16 protein-coding genes are annotated in these 16,474 nt (G+C 60.5%); 10 read left to right on the plus strand and 6 right to left on the minus strand.

Annotation, left to right across the window (positions count from 1 at the left end; genetic code table 11):
- Window positions 1-222 precede the first annotated feature (222 nt).
- Window positions 223-1,251, minus strand: coding sequence for a GlxA family transcriptional regulator (locus PBDP_RS03975; protein ID WP_249411836.1), 1,029 nt, complete (start codon window positions 1,249-1,251; stop codon window positions 223-225).
- 158 nt (window positions 1,252-1,409) lie between these two features.
- On the opposite strand from PBDP_RS03975, the gene PBDP_RS03980 reads away from it, so the two are divergent.
- From PBDP_RS03980 to PBDP_RS04005, 6 genes are all read left to right on the plus strand, one after another.
- Window positions 1,410-2,279, plus strand: a complete 870-nt coding sequence (locus PBDP_RS03980) for a substrate-binding periplasmic protein (protein ID WP_109753440.1) — start codon at window positions 1,410-1,412, stop codon at window positions 2,277-2,279.
- Between the two features lie 78 nt (window positions 2,280-2,357).
- Window positions 2,358-3,146 carry an amino acid ABC transporter ATP-binding protein gene (locus PBDP_RS03985; protein ID WP_109753441.1) on the plus strand — a complete coding sequence of 263 codons (789 nt, stop codon included), beginning with the start codon at window positions 2,358-2,360 and terminating at the stop codon, window positions 3,144-3,146.
- Window positions 3,146-3,802 carry an amino acid ABC transporter permease gene (locus PBDP_RS03990; protein WP_212801851.1) on the plus strand — a complete coding sequence of 219 codons (657 nt, stop codon included), beginning with the start codon at window positions 3,146-3,148 and terminating at the stop codon, window positions 3,800-3,802. The genes PBDP_RS03985 and PBDP_RS03990 overlap by 1 nt, the downstream gene beginning before the upstream one ends.
- Window positions 3,799-4,482 (plus strand): amino acid ABC transporter permease, encoded by a 684-nt coding sequence (locus tag PBDP_RS03995; RefSeq protein WP_109753443.1) that lies wholly within the window; start codon window positions 3,799-3,801, stop codon window positions 4,480-4,482. The genes PBDP_RS03990 and PBDP_RS03995 overlap by 4 nt, the downstream gene beginning before the upstream one ends.
- A 4-nt stretch (window positions 4,483-4,486) precedes the next feature.
- Window positions 4,487-5,914, plus strand: coding sequence for an amidase (locus PBDP_RS04000; RefSeq protein WP_212801852.1), 1,428 nt, complete (start codon window positions 4,487-4,489; stop codon window positions 5,912-5,914).
- Window positions 5,915-5,969: 55 nt separating this feature from the next.
- Window positions 5,970-6,338, plus strand: coding sequence for a RidA family protein (locus tag PBDP_RS04005; protein WP_212801853.1), 369 nt, complete (start codon window positions 5,970-5,972; stop codon window positions 6,336-6,338).
- 30 nt (window positions 6,339-6,368) lie between these two features.
- On the opposite strand, the gene PBDP_RS04010 is transcribed toward PBDP_RS04005, so the two are convergent.
- Window positions 6,369-6,878, minus strand: coding sequence for an Lrp/AsnC family transcriptional regulator (locus PBDP_RS04010; protein WP_116834134.1), 510 nt, complete (start codon window positions 6,876-6,878; stop codon window positions 6,369-6,371).
- Window positions 6,879-7,079: 201 nt separating this feature from the next.
- Here PBDP_RS04010 and PBDP_RS04015 point away from each other — a divergent pair, with 201 nt between their 5' ends.
- The 4 genes from PBDP_RS04015 to mdeB all read left to right on the plus strand — a co-directional run bounded on the left by PBDP_RS04015 (window position 7,080) and on the right by mdeB (window position 11,869).
- Window positions 7,080-8,096, plus strand: a complete 1,017-nt coding sequence (locus PBDP_RS04015) for a 1-aminocyclopropane-1-carboxylate deaminase (protein WP_109753447.1) — start codon at window positions 7,080-7,082, stop codon at window positions 8,094-8,096.
- A gap of 129 nt (window positions 8,097-8,225) precedes the next feature.
- Entirely contained in the window at window positions 8,226-8,690 is a 465-nt protein-coding gene (locus tag PBDP_RS04020; protein ID WP_212801854.1) for a transketolase, read from the plus strand.
- 60 nt (window positions 8,691-8,750) lie between these two features.
- Entirely contained in the window at window positions 8,751-9,173 is a 423-nt protein-coding gene (locus PBDP_RS04025; protein WP_109753449.1) for a hypothetical protein, read from the plus strand.
- A complete protein-coding gene (gene mdeB, locus PBDP_RS04030; RefSeq protein ID WP_212801855.1) occupies window positions 9,170-11,869 on the plus strand; it encodes an alpha-ketoglutarate dehydrogenase in 2,700 nt (899 codons plus the stop codon). Before PBDP_RS04025 ends, mdeB begins: the two co-directional genes overlap by 4 nt.
- Before the next feature lie 15 nt (window positions 11,870-11,884).
- Here mdeB and PBDP_RS04035 read toward each other — a convergent pair whose 3' ends face one another.
- Genes PBDP_RS04035 through PBDP_RS04050 form a run of 4 tightly spaced genes read right to left on the minus strand, consistent with a single transcriptional unit; the run spans window position 11,885 to window position 16,459 of the window.
- A complete protein-coding gene (locus tag PBDP_RS04035) occupies window positions 11,885-13,039 on the minus strand; it encodes a M20 family metallopeptidase (protein ID WP_212801856.1) in 1,155 nt (384 codons plus the stop codon).
- Window positions 13,036-14,460: a M20 family metallopeptidase gene (locus PBDP_RS04040; RefSeq protein ID WP_212801857.1), complete on the minus strand. Its 1,425-nt coding sequence runs from the start codon at window positions 14,458-14,460 to the stop codon at window positions 13,036-13,038. Before PBDP_RS04040 ends, PBDP_RS04035 begins: the two co-directional genes overlap by 4 nt.
- On the minus strand, window positions 14,457-15,446 hold the full coding sequence (locus tag PBDP_RS04045) for an ABC transporter ATP-binding protein (protein WP_109753716.1): 990 nt from the start codon (window positions 15,444-15,446) through the stop codon (window positions 14,457-14,459). Before PBDP_RS04045 ends, PBDP_RS04040 begins: the two co-directional genes overlap by 4 nt.
- Window positions 15,443-16,459 carry an ABC transporter ATP-binding protein gene (locus PBDP_RS04050; protein ID WP_109753453.1) on the minus strand — a complete coding sequence of 339 codons (1,017 nt, stop codon included), beginning with the start codon at window positions 16,457-16,459 and terminating at the stop codon, window positions 15,443-15,445. The genes PBDP_RS04045 and PBDP_RS04050 overlap by 4 nt, the downstream gene beginning before the upstream one ends.
- Window positions 16,460-16,474: the final 15 nt, after the last annotated feature.

The raw sequence follows: 16,474 nt of genomic DNA on the forward strand, positions 1-16,474 counted from the left end.
CAACGGGTTGTTGAATACTTTTTGTCGTGGCTGCGAGCTGGCTCGAGAGTCGTTCGGTTCCGTAGGGTCAGTCAATAGGCCCGTCGGCGAAGATGGTCCAAAGTAGACTGAGGAACGCGAGCGGACGCCGTCTGGCAATACTCGATCTGGTATCGCCATTCAATACTGCGAATCTTCGAACCACTGAGCTGAGCCGTGTACCAGGGACACTCACCTGCAGCATCATTTCCCATCTTGTTGCATCAGGGCTTTGCGTAACTTCCCTGGCGACAGGCCAAACATGCTCTGAAAGTGTCGAATAAAATGTGGCGCATCCGCGAAGCCACATTCAAAGGCGATCTCGCCGATCTGGCGATCGGAACTCACGAGCAGCCATCTGCCGAACCTGAGTCGGACCTGGCGGTAGAACTGGGCCGGGCTGTTGTTGGTTTCAGCGACGAACAGGCGTTCCAATTGCCGCTTGCTGGTGCCGACCAGATGCGCAATGGCCTCGATATCCAGGGGTTGGGCCATGTGTTTTTCCATCAACATCACGGCTTCGTGCAGCCGACGGTTGGAGGAGCTGGCGTAGCCGAGCGCCTTGCGTCGGTCGACGAAACTGTTGGACGTGTTCTTCGCTACCGTCATCTGATGCACGACTTTGCCCGCACGATCCGGTCCGCAATGCATGCCGATCAGGTGAAGGGCCAATTCGATCACTGACACGCCGCCCGCGCAGGTGATCCGGTCCTGGTCGATCAGAAAGTCTCTGTTGATGACAAAGCGCAACGAGGGAAACAGCCGCTTCCAGTCGTCGCCATGGTAGGCGTGGACACACGCCGTTCGCCCCGCCATCAGGCCATGTCGCGCGAGCACGAAGCTGCCGGTGCACAGGCCGATCAACGGCACCTGTGCCGCCGCGGCCTGGTGGAGGAACGCGGGATAGGTTTTCGGCACCGCCTCGATGGAATCGAGCAATCCACCAATCACCACGATGTAGTCGAAACGCGTCGGATCAGCGAGTTCGCTGTCGATCGGCACGTCCAGTCCGCTACTGGAAATGACCCTTTGCCCGGGCGTGCCGAGTACTTTCCATTGGCAGCGAATGGGGCGGCTTTGATCGCCCGTATCGGCGGCGTGCCGCAACGCATCGGTCAGGCCTGACAGTGACAGCAAGGGGAAGCGGGGCCATAACATGATGCCAATAGACAGCTCGGCGGTGCCGCGGCGGATGGGTGGGTGACGCGCCTGCCCATGATCGAGCCCGTCCACGAGGCTTTCCTGGGGCGTCCCGTTCTCTACATCGCCAGAATGTCGCAAATATTCAATCATTCGTGCAAAGCATCCAACAAGTTATAGCGCCGGTCCCACTACGATGGGGCCATGCGAAACGTTCTGCTGCCACAATAAAAACTATCGAGGAGCATCCGATGAAGACGTCCAAGGTTCAGCGTTTTTCCGGTATTTGTGCCGGTTTTCTGGTGTGCGTTCTGGCTGCGGCACCGGTGTTCGCATTGGAGACAGTAGAGCCGGGAAGCCTGACCATCGCCTTCAGTGGTGATATGCCAGGAACAGGGTATCAAGATAGTCGGATGGTCGGCTATGACGGTGAAATCCTTCAACAAATTTCCGAAAAGCTGGGGCTCAAGGTCAAGCCGGCATTGATGGAGTGGTCAGGGACGATTGCGTCGGTGCAGTCCAAGCGGGTGGATGTCATGGCAGGCACCATGGGCTGGACCGAGCAACGCTCGAAAATCATGGCCTTGAGCGATCCTATCCACTACTTCAAGAACGGCATCACCCAGACAGACAAGACCAATTGGAACAGCCTCAAGGATTTGCAAGGCAAGAAAGTCGGCACCATCACCGGCTTTTCGTTCATCCCTGAGATGCGCAAGATCGAGGGCCTGCAAGTCGCCCTGTACGACACGTCCGATGCGGCCGTTCGCGATCTGCTCGCCGGACGTATCGATGCGGTGATCGGCGATCCACCGGTCATGCAATACGCCATTTCCCGCAATGAGCAATGGCACCTGCATTTCAACGCCTTCATCGACAACGATCCTAATTTCCCACTGCTGACGGGCTTGGGTCAGGTGGTGTTCGGCTTCAACAAGGCCAGCCCGGAACTGGTGACGGCGGTCAACGCACAGATCCAGACGCTCTGGAAAAACTGTGAGATGCGCAAGATCGGCGCTCGCTACGGCCTGACCCAGGATGTCTGGTTCATGCCCGAAGGCAAGGACCTGCGGCTCGGCGTCGATCGCCCTGCAGGCTGGACGTTACCTGGCTGCAAATAAGTGTGTGAGGCGATGGGGAGGACTCCGGCGGATGCACCGATTCATCGCCACGCCTACAACAAAAAGAGGTTAGCCGAAATGTCGAACCCGTCTGACACCGCGTTGCTACGCGTGCACGAATTACACAAGAACTACGGCGATCTGGAAGTGCTCAAGGGCATCAGCCTGGAGTTGAAGCCCGGTGAAACCTTGTCGCTGATCGGCCCGAGCGGATCTGGAAAGTCCACCTGCCTGCGCTGCATCAATTACCTGGAAAAACCTACCAGTGGCGAGATCTGGCTGGGGGACGAGTTGATCGGGCAGGTCAAGGACGGCAGGCGTTTGCGTCTGATGAGTGACCGGGAGATGGCCCCGCAGCGCCGTGAGATCGCCATGGTGTTCCAGTTGTTCTACCTCTGGCCGCACTTGAGCGTGCGCGATAACGTCGCGCTCGGTCCTATCAAGGCCCAAGGCATGCCGCGCAAGCAGGCGTATGAGTTGGCCGACGCGATGTTGGAAAAAGTCCATCTGCGGCACAAGGCCGAGTCTTATCCCGAGCAATTGTCGGGTGGTCAGCAACAGCGGGTCGCCATCGCCCGGGCTTTGGCTCAGCAACCGAAAGTGATTCTGTTCGACGAACCAACCTCGGCGCTGGATCCCGAGTTGGTGGGTGAAGTGTTGGCAGTGATTCGCGAGCTGGCGGAAGAGGGCCGCAGCATGATCATGGTCACCCACGAGGTGCGGTTTGCCCGCGATGTGGCGGATCGGGTGATCTTCATGGACGGCGGGCGCATTGTCGAACAGGGGCCGTCGGCGCAAGTCATCGACAGCCCTCGTCACGAACGTACCCGCAGCTTTCTTGGGCGTATGGCTGTGGAGAGCGCTTGATGGCGAATCTGGAGGCTTTTCTCGGGCTGTTGCCCTTGCTGTTGAAAGGCGCAGTGAGTGCGCTGGAAATTGCCCTCTGCACCTTGGCGCTGGCCAGCGTCGGAGGCCTGGTGCTGGCGGTTTTACTGACGTTCAGCCGATCGCGACTGGTACATGGCGCCATTGCCTGTTTCATCGAGTGGATGCGCAATGTGCCCGCGCTGGCACACCTGTTTCTGATCTACTTTGGGCTGTCCTACCTGGGCATCAATTTGCCCGCGTGGCTGGCGGCCATCGTCGGTTTGAGCCTGGTAGGCAGCGCAGTGCTGGCCGATACTTTCCGCGCCGGCTTGCAATCGCTGCATGTCGGCCAGCATGAGGCCGGGCAGGCCATCGGCCTGAACCGTATGCAGATTCTGCGCTACATCCTCTTGCCCCAGGCCCTGCGCGTTGCGTTGCCGACTTATGCCAACTATGTCACGCAACTGATCAAGGATACGTCCATCGCCTCGGCCATTGCCGTGCCGGAAATCATGTTCCTTGCCCGCAATCTGGTGACCTCCACGTTCCAGACCTCGCTGATTTATCTGGCGGTGATGTGCATCTATGCAGCGATGATCCTGCCAATCGGCGCGGGATTCATCCGACTTGAACGTCATCTGGGGGCGGCGCGATGATCGGTTTTTTCCAGCAATACCCGGAGTACTGGAGCGACTGGGTCGCTCGCCTGCTGCTCGGCGCACGGGTCAGCGCCGAGTTGTCCCTGACAGGCTTCGCCCTGGCGGCGCTGTTGGGCGCGTTACTGGCCTGGGCGATGAAGAGTCCCAGCGCATTGCTCAAGCGCCTGGCCGTGTTTTTCATCCAGGGGATGCGTGCGGTGCCGCTTCTGGCGTTGCTGCTGGCGCTGTACTTCACCTTGCCCAGCTTCGGGCTGACGTTGTCCGGTTACTGGGCCGGAGCCATCGGTTTGGGGTTGCAGGGCAGCGCCTACGTCGCGGAGATCCTGCGCGGAGGGTTGGACTCCTTGCATCGAGGCCAGCGTGAGGCGGCCATAGCCACCGGCCTGACGCCATTGCAAGCCTTCACCGCCGTGATCTTTCCGCAAGCCATTCGCGGCATGTTGCCGCCGTTGCTCAATGCCTACGTGTCGATTCTGAAGGACAGCTCCCTGTGCGCCCTGATCGCCACCGATGAGTTGATGCTGGCGGCCAGGGCCATCGCCTCCGAGTCCTTTTTGCCGATGCATATTTTCCTGCTGGTGGGGCTGTTCTATTTCGTCATCGCTTTCCCTCTTTCTCTGTTGTCGCGAGCGCTGGAAGTACGATTTTCTCGCGGACGCAAAACCATTCGAGGTTGAACACATGAGCATCATGGATCGAACCGCTTCCCACAGCATTGGCCAATTGGGGCAAGCACTGGAGTCCGGAACACTCACGAGCGAGTCCCTGGTCTGCGCGCAACTGGAGCGGATCGAGTGCTTCAACGGGCAACTCAATGCTTATGTCGAGGCCTACCCTCAACGCGCGCTCGGTGCCGCCATCGCTGCCGATCGGCAGCGAGCCGCAGGTGTCAACCTGGGTCCGTTGCATGGCATTCCGATCGCGATCAAGGATCTGTTCGAAATCGACGGCAAGGCCATAACCGGTGGTTCGTTGGCGCAGATGCCGCGTATCTCGCGGCTTACCGCCACGGCGGTCCAGCGCCTGGAGCGCGCCGGTGCGATCATTATGGGCAAGACCCACACCGTCGAATTCGCTTTCGGCGGGTGGGGCACGAATGCAGTGATGGGCACGCCGTGGAACCCATGGGACCGCGAAGTGCATCGTGCTCCAGGTGGTTCCAGCAGTGGTTCAGCGGTGGCTGTGGCTGGAGGGTTGGCAAGCGCGGCATTGGGCACCGACACCGGTGGCTCGGTGCGGATTCCTGCGGGCATGTGTGGTCTGGTTGGGTTGAAAACCACGCGTGGGTTGGTCAGCCGCCACGGTTTGATCGAATTGTGCCCATCGCTGGATTCGGTGGGGCCGATTACGCACACCGTCGAAGACGCTGCGTGGATGCTTGATGCGCTGCTGGGGCCGGACCCGCTGGACCCGGTCTCGGCCAGATCGCCAGTCTTCAGCGCCGCGGCAGGCTTGAGTCTTCCGGTGGCCGGTCTGCGCATCTGGGTGCTGCCACAGGCCGAACGCGTACACATCGCGCCTGGCGTATTGGCCGCCTATGACCGGGGGCTGGAGCAATTGGCCGCACTGGGCATGCACCTGGTCGAACAGCCGCTACCGACTTCGCTGGAGCAATGCATGCGCGTCGCCGGTGGCCTCATGAGCGCCGAAGGCTACGCCAGCCTTGGCAGTTTGTTCGAGCGCGATGATCTGCGCTTCGATCCTCATGTGCAGCGTCGGGTGCTGAGCGGACGCGCCGTCGACGCGGCGGCCTATATCAATTTGCACAACCAGCGACGTGTTGCTCGCCGAGCCATGGACGAGGCCATGTCCAATGTCGATGCCTGTGCGTTTCCGACCAACGCCATTGGCAGTGTGCCGTTGAGTCAGGTCGATGAGTACGGGACACCGTTGGCCCTGCTCGGCCGTTTCGCCAACCTGCTCAATCTCTGTTCAGTGGCGCTGCCGGTGGGCTTCGACGAGCAACACATGCCGGTCTCGATGCAGATCGTCGGTCGCGCTTTCGCCGAACCATTGGTCCTGCGGATCGCCCACGCCTATCAGCAAGTCAGTGATTGGCACCAACAGCGGCCTGTGGGTTGGGACCTGCCGGACAGGGTGGTGGCGTAATCCGGTTGAGCGGCAGCACAGTCCCTTAACTTTCTCATTTCATGGATTAAACCCGATGGCAACGATTCAACGTTTTCAGAGCAGCGCGCGGATGTCCGGCGTGGTCAGTCACGGCGATCTGCTTTACCTCTCCGGCCAGGTGCCCACTGACCTACAGTCTGGCATCGAAGAGCAGACGCAGCAGGTGCTGGCCAAGATCGAAGCCTTGTTGGCGTTGGCGGGCAGTGACAAGGGGCAGCTTTTGAGCGCACAGATCTGGCTCAAAGACATTGACCGTGATTTCGCTCCGATGAATTCGGTGTGGGACGCCTGGCTGCCAACCGACAGCGCTCCGGCACGGGCCACTGTTCAGGCACGTCTGGCGCGGCCTGAGGTGCTGGTCGAGATCATGGTTATAGCAGTGAAACCTGCTTCTGGTGTTTGAGAGGACAGGGCCGACTCTTTCTGTCAGGCCTCAAAGGGGGATTTGGGTGGTCGACAAGACCTGGCGCAACCCCATGAACGAGCGAATCTGGCGAACCCCGGGCAGGTAAAGCAATTGCTCCGCGTGGAGCCGGTTGAAGCTGTTGCTGTCCTTGGTTCGTATCAACATGAAGTAGTCGAATTCCCCTGTCACCACATGGCATTCCATGCAGCCGGACACCTTTTGCGCCGCGGCTTCGAAGGCTGCGAAGGATTCCGGCGTCGAGCGGTCCAGCACCACGCCGATCAACACCACCATTCCTGCATCGAGCGCCTGATTGTCCAGCAACGCGACAATGTCCTTGATCAGGCCTGCCTGCTTGAGGCGTTCGACGCGTCGCAGGCAGGCCGGCGCGCTCAGTTTCACCTTCTCGGCGAGCGCCACATTGGAGATAGAGGCGTCTCGCTGCAGGGTCTTGAGAATGGCGCGGTCGGTCCGGTCCAGCGGGTGCGGCTCTGCGCCTGGAGTGCCGGATTTCCTGTGGCTGTTTATTGCGTTCATGTTGACTTCTGCACAATAAAAATATGTTCAAATTATTAATCGATGATTTATGTTTCTTTAATTGACTGAAACTTGCAACACATATTTTTGACTTTGTTCTTAATATTGAACTCATCGAAGCCCCTCTGAAAGAACCTGGAACGCAGCTTTTTTTTGCCTTTCGGTCTGGCGCTTGGATATCCATAAACAAGGAGCAGAGTCATGAACCTGAATCGTTTCAAACGTTATCCGCTGACCTTCGGTCCTTCTCCTATCACGCCCTTGAAACGTCTCAGCGAGCACCTGGGTGGCAAGGTCGAGTTGTATGCCAAACGTGAAGACTGCAACAGTGGCCTGGCCTTCGGCGGCAACAAGACGCGCAAGCTCGAATACCTGGTTCCCGAGGCTCTTGAACAGGGCTGCGACACCCTGGTGTCCATCGGTGGGATCCAGTCGAACCAGACCCGCCAGGTCGCCGCCGTCGCCGCACACCTGGGCATGAAGTGTGTGCTGGTCCAGGAAAACTGGGTGAACTACTCCGATGCGGTGTATGACCGCGTAGGCAATATCGAGATGTCTCGCATCATGGGCGCGGACGTACGACTGGACGCCGCCGGGTTCGACATCGGCATCCGACCCAGTTGGGAGAAGGCCATGAACGATGTGCTGGAGCGCGGTGGCAAGCCGTTCCCAATACCGGCGGGTTGTTCCGAACATCCCTACGGCGGCCTCGGGTTCGTCGGCTTTGCCGAGGAAGTACGGGAGCAGGAAAAACAACTGGGGTTCAAGTTCGACTACATCGTGGTCTGCTCCGTGACCGGCAGTACCCAGGCCGGCATGGTCGTCGGTTTCGCTGCGGACGGCCGTTCGAAGAACGTTATCGGCATTGATGCCTCGGCCAAGCCAGAGCAAACCAAGGCGCAGATCCTGCGCATCGCCCGGCACACCGCCGAGCTGGTGGAACTGGGTCGTGAGATCACCGAAGACGACGTGGTGCTCGATACACGCTTCGCTTACCCGGAATATGGTTTGCCCAACGAAGGTACGCTGGAAGCCATTCGTCTGTGCGGCAGCCTTGAAGGTGTGTTGACCGACCCCGTGTATGAAGGCAAATCCATGCACGGGATGATAGAAATGGTCCGCCGTGGCGAGTTCCCCGAAGGCTCGAAAGTACTTTACGCACACCTGGGCGGGGCACCTGCGCTGAACGCCTACAGTTTCCTGTTCCGCAATGGCTGATCAGCGCCAATAACCTGTAGCAGCAAGCTTGCTCATGAAGCGGTGGGGTAGTCGGCCATCGATGTTGAATGTCACGGCCCCATCGCCGCCCGGAGCAAGCGGCTCCTACCAAGCCGCCGGAGTACCGCCATGCATGCGATATCGCAATCCGCAGTCTGGATCAAGGAACCTTCGGCCGATGCCGGAGTGGTCATCGTTACCAGCGCTGCGTTGCCCAAATACATGATCGACAAGCTGCACGTAGCGATAGATGACTGGGACCAGGTGGCTTATCTGGCCGTCCAGCAATCCGAGGCGTTGATGGTCGACTGGTTGCGGGGTGGGTCTGGCCCTGAGCAATTGGCTGAGGCGGACGCGTGTTATGCCAGCCAACTGTTGCGTGCTGTCTCCCACGGCAGTTTCTTACTGGATGTCGAAGTCGGCACGGTTCCCGGCTTGACCTGGCTGGGGTCCGTGCACGGTCACCCGTTGCGCGTCGTCGAACTGGGAGCGATAGCCACTTCCACTGCTGCGATGGATCAACAGGTAGAGCAAGTGCTTTCGGCGACCCGCAGTCTGGCGAAAAGCGTGCTGCAGGCGCACGGCGTCATTTAGCCGGTGTCCGCGCCGATTCGCCTGTTGAATCAACCGCTCCAGACAACAAAGGCGACGCCTATGCGCCAAGCTGCCGACTGTCGTACCAACGCCCCGAAGTGGATGCGCGAGCCTTCAAACTGCACACGTATCGTGGTCATCGCGTGCGGGCTTGATAGCGACCATATTGATTTGATCCATCAGGGGTTCAGCTGTTTTGACAATGTGGCACTGATTCATGTCGATGCTGTGGCCCCGGTACTTGGCCCGCTCGCTGAAGTGCGAGTGGCCAAGGGGGACTATTGTTTTGTCGTGCTCGGTGAACTGGATGAGCGTTTATTGCACGACCTTTCCATCAGTCCGCCCTGCATCTACCCGATTGCTTCGGACGGGGCGGCCGAACGTTCGGTCATTGCTGCGGTAGAACAGGTGAAAAGCCTCGCCCGAGTGAACCGTTCGCACCACCTTGAAGTGTTACCCGACACCTGCAGGAGTTGCTCATGAGTCGGTCCGATATCCAGACCCAATTGCCGGGCCAGATAGCTGAAGATGCACAGGAAATGGCCGAGTGGCAGGAGGCGTTGCTGTCCGTCATCGCCCACGACGGCACGGCCCGGGCAAAACAGATCCTCGACATGCTGGTGACCGTGGCCAGCACCTCCAGGATCGGTTGGCGGCCCAGCCATGGCACGCCTTATATCAATACGATCAGCGTCGAGCAGCAGCCGCTGTTTCCGGGCGACCTGGCGCTGGAAGAGCGACTGGCTTCGATCATGCGCTGGAACGCGCTGGTCATGGTAGCCAGGGCCAACCAGGCCTATGGGGAACTGGGTGGCCACATCGCCAGTTATGCCAGCGCTGCGGATTTGTTCGAGGTGGGCTTCAACCACTTCTTCAAGGCGCGCACCGACACCCGTGGCGCCGACCTGGTGTTCTATCAACCGCACTCGGCGCCGGGCGTCTATGCACGAGCCTTTCTGGAAGGGCGCCTCGAGGAACAGGACCTGCAACATTATCGGCAAGAGATCAGCGCACGTGCCAATGGCGCCCGGGGTCTGTCGAGCTACCCGCACCCGTGGTTGATGCCGGACTTCTGGCAGTTCCCGACCGGCTCGATGGGCATTGGTCCGATCAGCTCGATCTACCAGGCGCGGTTCATGCGTTACCTGCACCACCGTGGTTTGCAGGACACCACCGGGCGCACGGTGTGGGGGGTATTCGGCGACGGTGAAATGGATGAGCCGGAAAGCATGTCGGCACTGACCCTGGCGGCGCGTGAAGGACTGGATAATCTGGTCTGGGTGGTCAACTGCAACCTCCAGCGCCTGGACGGTCCGGTGCGTGGCAACGGTCGCATCATCGATGAGCTGGAGGCGCTGTTCGGCGGGGCCGGCTGGAACGTCATCAAACTGGTCTGGGGCTCCGACTGGGACGGATTGTTCGCCCGGGATAAAGACGGCGCGCTGGTCCGTGCATTGTCGGCCACGGTCGACGGCCAGTTCCAGACGTTCGCGGCCAAGGATGGGCGCTTCAACCGCGAGCATTTCTTCGGCCAGGACGAAGCCCTGGCGCATTTGGCCCAAGGCTTGACCGATGAACAGATCGATCGCCTCAAACGGGGTGGTCATGACCTGGTGAAAATCTTTGCTGCGTATCAAAGCGCAGTGCTCGAGGGCAAGAAACCTACGGTGATCCTGGCCCAGACCAAGAAGGGCTTTGGCATGGGCGATGCCGGGCAGGGCAAGATGACCGTGCACCAGCAGAAGAAACTCGACAAGGACGCCTTGATTGCTTTCCGTAACCGCTTCAATTTGCCGTTGACCGATGAGCAGGCCGCCTCGCTGAGCTTCTTCAAACCCAGCGACGACAGTGCCGAAATGCGTTACCTGCATGCACGTCGCCGGGCATTGGGCGGGTACATGCCGTCGCGGCCCACCACTTCGGCGTCGTTGGCTGTGCCTGACCTCAACAGCTACGCCGGGTTTGCCCTCACCGCCGAAGGCAAGGAAATGTCCACCACCATGGCCTTCGTGCGCATGCTCAGCGGTTTGCTGCGGGACAAGCAGCTGGGGCCGCGAATCGTACCGATCGTGGCGGATGAAGCGCGCACCTTCGGCATGGCCAGCCTGTTCAAGCAGATCGGCATCTACTCCAGCGTGGGGCAGCGTTATGAGCCGGAGGACATTGGTTCGATCCTGAGTTATCGAGAAGCCCTGGACGGGCAGATTCTCGAAGAGGGCATCAGCGAGGCCGGCGCCATCAGTTCCTGGGTGGCTGCCGCGACCAGCTACTCGGTGCATGGCCTGCCGATGTTGCCGTTCTACATCTACTACTCGATGTTCGGCTTCCAGCGCATCGGCGACCTGATCTGGGCCGCGGCCGATCAGCGTGCTCGCGGGTTCCTGCTCGGCGCCACGGCGGGGCGTACCACGCTGGGCGGCGAAGGTTTGCAACACCAGGACGGCAACAGCCATTTGATGGCGTCGATGGTGCCCAACTGCCGTGCTTACGACCCGGCGTTCGCCAGTGAGTTTGCGGTGATTCTGGATCACGGCATGCGCCAGATGCTGGAGCGCCAGGTCGACGAGTTTTACTACGTCACGTTGATGAACGAGAACTACCCGCAGCCGAGTCTTGCCGAAGGTGTCGAGCAGGCGATCATCAAGGGCATGTACCGGTTCGCCCGGCATGAAGGCAAGGAGGCACTCGGCAGCATCCGGCTGTTGGGCTCCGGCGCGATCCTGCTCGAGGTGATCGCGGCGGCCGAGTTGTTGGCCCGCGATTGGAACATCGGCAGCGAAGTCTGGAGCGTCACCAGCTTCACCGAACTGGCTCGTGATGCACGGGAAGTGGAGCGCTGGAATCGCCTGCATCCCGGACAACCTGCGAAATGCAGTCATGTGCAAGAGTGCCTCGACGACTCGGCGCCGATCATTGCCTGTACCGATTACGTGCGTGCCTTGCCCCAGTTGATCGCCAGTTACCTCGACGCCCGTTACACCGTGCTCGGCACCGACGGGTTTGGCCGCAGCGATACCCGCAACCAGCTGCGCAGGTTCTTCGAAGTGGACCGCCACCAGATTGTCTTGAGTGCGCTGACCTCACTGGTGCATGAGGGTCGTCTGGACGCCAGTGTCTGTGCCGAGGCCATTGAACGGTACGCTATTGACGTTGACGCCGTAGTCCCTTGGGAGGCTTGAAACCGGGCAATGACTTCAACGGCTCTCGCCGACAGCCAGAATGGTCGCCACCAGGGCCTGGGCACGGGGCACCAGCGTGTCCAGTTCCAGATATTCACGATCGGTATGGACCTTGCCACCCACCGGCCCGAGGCCGCACAGGGTGGGAATGCCCAGGCTGGCGGTGAATCCGGAGTCGGCGCAACCGCCGGTGAACTCGCCTTCGACGCTGAAACCCAGCGCCAGCGCTTGTTGTTGGTAGATGCGCAGCAGCCGTTCGCTGTGATGGGCTTCCATCGGTAGAAAGGTCGTCGCTTCCTTGAGGATGGCGCTGGTGCCGATCAGTTCTTCTTCTGCAACGATGGCCAGGATTGCGCTAAGGATCTGGTCCCAGTGCTTGAGTTCGATGAAGCGTACGTCCAGCCGCGCGCAGGCGCTGGGCGCGACGGTGTTGCTGGACGTGCCACCGGATATCAGGCCAACGTTAGTGGTGATGCCTGCCGGATAGTCGGTCAAGGCATGGAGCTTGACGATCTTGCGTGCCAGGGCCTCGATGGCGCTGGCGCCGTCGGCATGGTTGACCCCGGCATGCGCCGCGCGGCCGCTGACTTCGATGATCAGCGTGGCACCGCCTTTGCGTGCGCTGACCACGTTGCCGCTGGCCCGGCCGGGTTCGGTATTGAGCACGGCACGCGCGCCACGGGCGGCTTTTTCGATATGAGTTCTGGCGCTGCCGGAACCGATTTCTTCGTCACCGGTGTACAGAACCTGTACCGGATAGGGCAACTGACCGGCGCGTTTGAGAGCCTTGAGGGCGAAGCAATTGAGCACCAGGCCGCCTTTCATGTCGGCGACGCCGGGGCCATAGGCGAGGTCGGCGTCGCGGCTGTAGCCGCGAGTCGTGGCGGTGCCTTTGGGAAACACCGTGTCGCGATGGCCGAGCAACAGCACCGGCTTTCCTGAGGCGCCCGGCACTTCGGCGAGCATCACGTCGCCAAAACCATCGACCGGCATGCGCTGGAGCAGGATGCCGTCGGCTTCCAGTTCAGCCGCGAGCAGCGCGCCCACAGCGTCGACGCCGGCCTTGTCATAGCTGTTGGAGTCGGTGTCGACGATACGCTGCAGCAGCGCTTCCATGGCTTGGCGCTGGTCGGCGAGCCAGTCCAGCGCCTGTTGTGGACTGGTATTCATTGCGCCTGCTCCCGTAACTGATGTTCCTGGGTCAGGCGTGCCGCGTCGTTGCCCAGGTCCCAGAATAGCCCTGCCATGATTTGCAGGCTTTCCTTGACCACCGGTGCCAGCAAGTGCTCGTTCGGCGCATGTTGTGAGCAGGCCGGGTACGAGTGCGGCACCCACAGGGTGGGCAGGCCGAGCACATCCGCGAACACATCGTTGGGCAGCGAGCCACCGAGGTTTGGCAGCAGCGCAGGTTTTTTGCCGGTGGTCTGGGCCAAGGAGCTGAGTGCCCAACTGACCCACGGGCTTTGTGGATCCAGCCGAGTGGCATGCATCACATCGATGCGGCTTTGCCTGACCTCGACATTGCTGAAGCCGTGAGCATCCAGGTGGGCACGAACAGCCGGGATAAAGGTCGTGTAGTCGCTGTTCACCACGAAGCGGATATGGCAGTGGGCATTGGCTTTACCCGGGATTGCATGCACGGGGGCGTCCGGGTTGCCGGTCTTGAAGGCAATGACGTCGAGGGTGTTCCAGCCGAACACTTTTTCGCTAAGCGAGAGCTGCGGGTTACCCCAGTTGGCGTCGATTTCCGGATCGCCCGGCCCGCCACCCACGTCAATATCCGCCAGTGCCTGGCGAACCGGCTCCGGCAGTGTCTCGGGCTGCAGGCCTGCCACTTTCACCCGACCGTGTTCATCGACCATGCTCGCGATGGCATTGGCCAGGATGATGCCAGGGTTAGCCAGCAACCCGCCCCAGTTGCCAGAGTGATGGGCGCCCTCGCGCAAATTGACCACCAACTCGAAGTTGAACACCCCACGTGAGCCCAGAAAAATCGTCGGTCGTGATGCCGCCAGGCGCGGGCCGTCCGAGGCGATGAAAATATCCGCCGCGAGCTCTTTGCTGTGCGCGGCACAGAACGCGTTCAAGCCCGGCGAGCCTTCTTCTTCGCCCATTTCCAGCAGCAGCTTGACGTTGAAACCCAGCTTGCCGTCGCGAGCCTTGAGCGTTTGTTCGAGCGCGGTCAGGTTGATCAGGTGCTGGCCTTTGTTATCCGCCGTGCCGCGGCCGTACCAGCGATCGCCTTCGACCGTGACTTGCCACGGCGACAGGCCTTCACGCCATTGCGCCTCATAGCCGCGCACCACATCACCGTGGCCGTAGCTGAGCACGGTCGGCAGCTCTGGGTGCTCAATGCGTGTGGCGATCATGAAAGGGCCGCGCTCTGCCACCGGGTTGTCATAGATTTTGACGCTGAAGCCCATCGCCTCGACGTGGGGGGTGATGAAGTCATTGAGGTAGCGATACAACTCGGGCTGGCTGTCCGCTGCCTGGCTTTCGGTGGGCAAGGCGACGCTGCGTTCGAGCAGATTGAAAAATGCGCCGTTGTTAAATTGCTCTGTGGTGTTGCTGATGGCCAGTGAACGACTCATGAGTGGACAAGCTCCAGTGTTTGGGCAGGATTGTCGTGAAGGTGGCAACGCACGTTGCCCCCGATAATCGAATCATTGGCCGGGTAGGCCGTTTTGCAGGGTGCGAAGCAGCTCGGGCAGCGTGGATGGAAGGCGCAACCGGACGGCGGTGACATCGGATTGGGGAAAGTGCCGTGCAGGCCGATTTCGGGAATGCCCAGGCGCGGATCGGGCGTGAGCACCGAATCCAGCAAGGCGCGGGTATAAGGGTGGCCGGGTTTGGCGAACAACGATTCGCGAGTGCGCTCTTCGACGATGCGCCCCAGGTACATCACCGCGACTCGGTCGGCGAGGTGTTCGATGACCGCGAGGTTGTGGCTGATCAGCAGGTAGGTCAGGCCGAATTCGCGCTTGAGGTCTTGCAGCAAGTTGAGAATCTGCGCCTGCACCGACACATCCAGTGCTGATGTGGGCTCGTCGCAAATCAACACATCGGGGCGCATGATCAGCGCCCGTGCGATCGCGACCCGCTGGCGTTGTCCGCCGGACAACTGGCTCGGGTAGCTGTCGATCACCCGCTTGGGCAGGCCGACCACATCGAGCATCTCTTCGGTCTTCTTGCGTCGCTCGGCAGGGTTGCCGATGTCATGCACGATCAGCGGTAGGGTAATGATTTCGCGCAGGGTCTTGCGCGGGTTCAGCGAGGAATACGGGTCCTGGAATATCGGCTGAATGTGCCGGGACATTTCCTTGCGATCAGTCGCCGCCAGATGTTTGCCATTGACCAGCACATCGCCGCTGGTAGGCGGCAACAGGCCGAGCAGGAGTTTTGCCAGGGTACTTTTTCCGCAACCGGACTCACCTACCAGACCGAGGGTCTCGCCACGCATCAGGCGCAGGGAAACGCCATCCACGGCCTTCAGGGTGGCGGCGGGTTTGAAAAAGCCCTTGTTGATCCGAAACTCGCGACGGATGTCACACAGCTCCAAAGCGATGTCTTTTTTCATGACCATGCACTCTTCTGATGGCGAATCGGTGCTGGGTCCGGAGCGGCGAACAGGCAGCGCGCCATGTGTCCGTTCTGCTCGACTTCGGGGATGTCTTGCGCGCAGGCCGGTATCGCCTGAGCGCAACGATTGCGGAACGCGCAACCTTGCTGTTCGCCAACCAGGCTTGGCACCAGGCCTGGAATCGAACCCAGCGCCTCCCCCGGTTTGGTCCGGCCAGGGATAGGAATACTGGCCAGCAGACCGCGGGTGTACGGGTGCTGCGGGTTCTCGAACAGTTGCAGGGCAGGGGCCGTCTCGACGATTTCCCCGGCATACATCACGGCGACCCGATCGGCGATCCGTGCCACCAGCCCGAGGTCGTGGGTGATGAAGATCACCGCCAGGCCGAGTTCTTTCTGGATGTCGCGGATCAAACGCAGGATCTGCGCCTGGATGGTCACGTCCAATGCAGTGGTTGGCTCATCGGCGATGATTAGGTCCGGTTCGCACATCAACGCCATGGCAATGATCACCCGCTGGCGCAAACCGCCCGAAAGCTGATGCGGATACTGACGCAAGCGCTCGGTGGCATTGCTGATACCGACTTTCTCCAGCATCTGCGCGGCGCGAGCCAGGGCATCCTTGCGGGACACCTTGCGATGCTGAATCAGAACTTCGCTGAGCTGATCGCCAATGCTGTAGGCCGGGTTCAACGAGGTCATCGGTTCCTGGAAGATCATCGCCAGGCGGTTGCCGCGCAGGTCGCACATGCGCCGCTCGCTCTGGCCCAGCATGTCGATTCCGTCCAGGGTCAGCCGGGACGCAGTGCGTTTGGCCTTGCGTGGCAACAGGTCCATCAGCGCCAGCGAGGTCAAGGATTTGCCGCAGCCGGACTCACCGACGATGCACAACATTTCACCGCGCTCGACTTCAAAGTTCAGACCGCGCACTGCATGCAGCATGTCATCCGGTGTCGGGCTGTTGCCCATGGGGATATCCACGCGCAGGTTTTCTACATGGAGTAGTGCCATGTTCGGTACCCTCTT

Source organism: Pseudomonas sp. St290 (assembly GCF_018325805.1).
Lineage (GTDB): Bacteria > Pseudomonadota > Gammaproteobacteria > Pseudomonadales > Pseudomonadaceae > Aquipseudomonas > Aquipseudomonas bijieensis.

Bases quoted from the DNA above. Each gene is read 5' to 3' on its own strand.
- PBDP_RS04005 (WP_212801853.1), top strand. From the start codon at position 5,970: ATGGCAACGATTCAACGTTTTCAGAGCAGCGCGCGGATGTCCGGCGTG.
- PBDP_RS03985 (WP_109753441.1), top strand. From the start codon at position 2,358: ATGTCGAACCCGTCTGACACCGCGTTGCTACGCGTGCACGAATTACAC.
- PBDP_RS04010 (WP_116834134.1), bottom strand. From the start codon at position 6,878: ATGAACGCAATAAACAGCCACAGGAAATCCGGCACTCCAGGCGCAGAG.
- PBDP_RS03990 (WP_212801851.1), top strand. From the start codon at position 3,146: ATGGCGAATCTGGAGGCTTTTCTCGGGCTGTTGCCCTTGCTGTTGAAA.
- PBDP_RS04045 (WP_109753716.1), bottom strand. From the start codon at position 15,446: ATGAAAAAAGACATCGCTTTGGAGCTGTGTGACATCCGTCGCGAGTTT.
- mdeB (WP_212801855.1), top strand. From the start codon at position 9,170: ATGAGTCGGTCCGATATCCAGACCCAATTGCCGGGCCAGATAGCTGAA.
- PBDP_RS03980 (WP_109753440.1), top strand. From the start codon at position 1,410: ATGAAGACGTCCAAGGTTCAGCGTTTTTCCGGTATTTGTGCCGGTTTT.
- PBDP_RS04000 (WP_212801852.1), top strand. From the start codon at position 4,487: ATGAGCATCATGGATCGAACCGCTTCCCACAGCATTGGCCAATTGGGG.
- PBDP_RS04015 (WP_109753447.1), top strand. From the start codon at position 7,080: ATGAACCTGAATCGTTTCAAACGTTATCCGCTGACCTTCGGTCCTTCT.
- PBDP_RS04025 (WP_109753449.1), top strand. From the start codon at position 8,751: ATGCGCCAAGCTGCCGACTGTCGTACCAACGCCCCGAAGTGGATGCGC.
- PBDP_RS04035 (WP_212801856.1), bottom strand. From the start codon at position 13,039: ATGAATACCAGTCCACAACAGGCGCTGGACTGGCTCGCCGACCAGCGC.
- PBDP_RS03995 (WP_109753443.1), top strand. From the start codon at position 3,799: ATGATCGGTTTTTTCCAGCAATACCCGGAGTACTGGAGCGACTGGGTC.
- PBDP_RS04040 (WP_212801857.1), bottom strand. From the start codon at position 14,460: ATGAGTCGTTCACTGGCCATCAGCAACACCACAGAGCAATTTAACAAC.
- PBDP_RS04020 (WP_212801854.1), top strand. From the start codon at position 8,226: ATGCATGCGATATCGCAATCCGCAGTCTGGATCAAGGAACCTTCGGCC.
- PBDP_RS04050 (WP_109753453.1), bottom strand. From the start codon at position 16,459: ATGGCACTACTCCATGTAGAAAACCTGCGCGTGGATATCCCCATGGGC.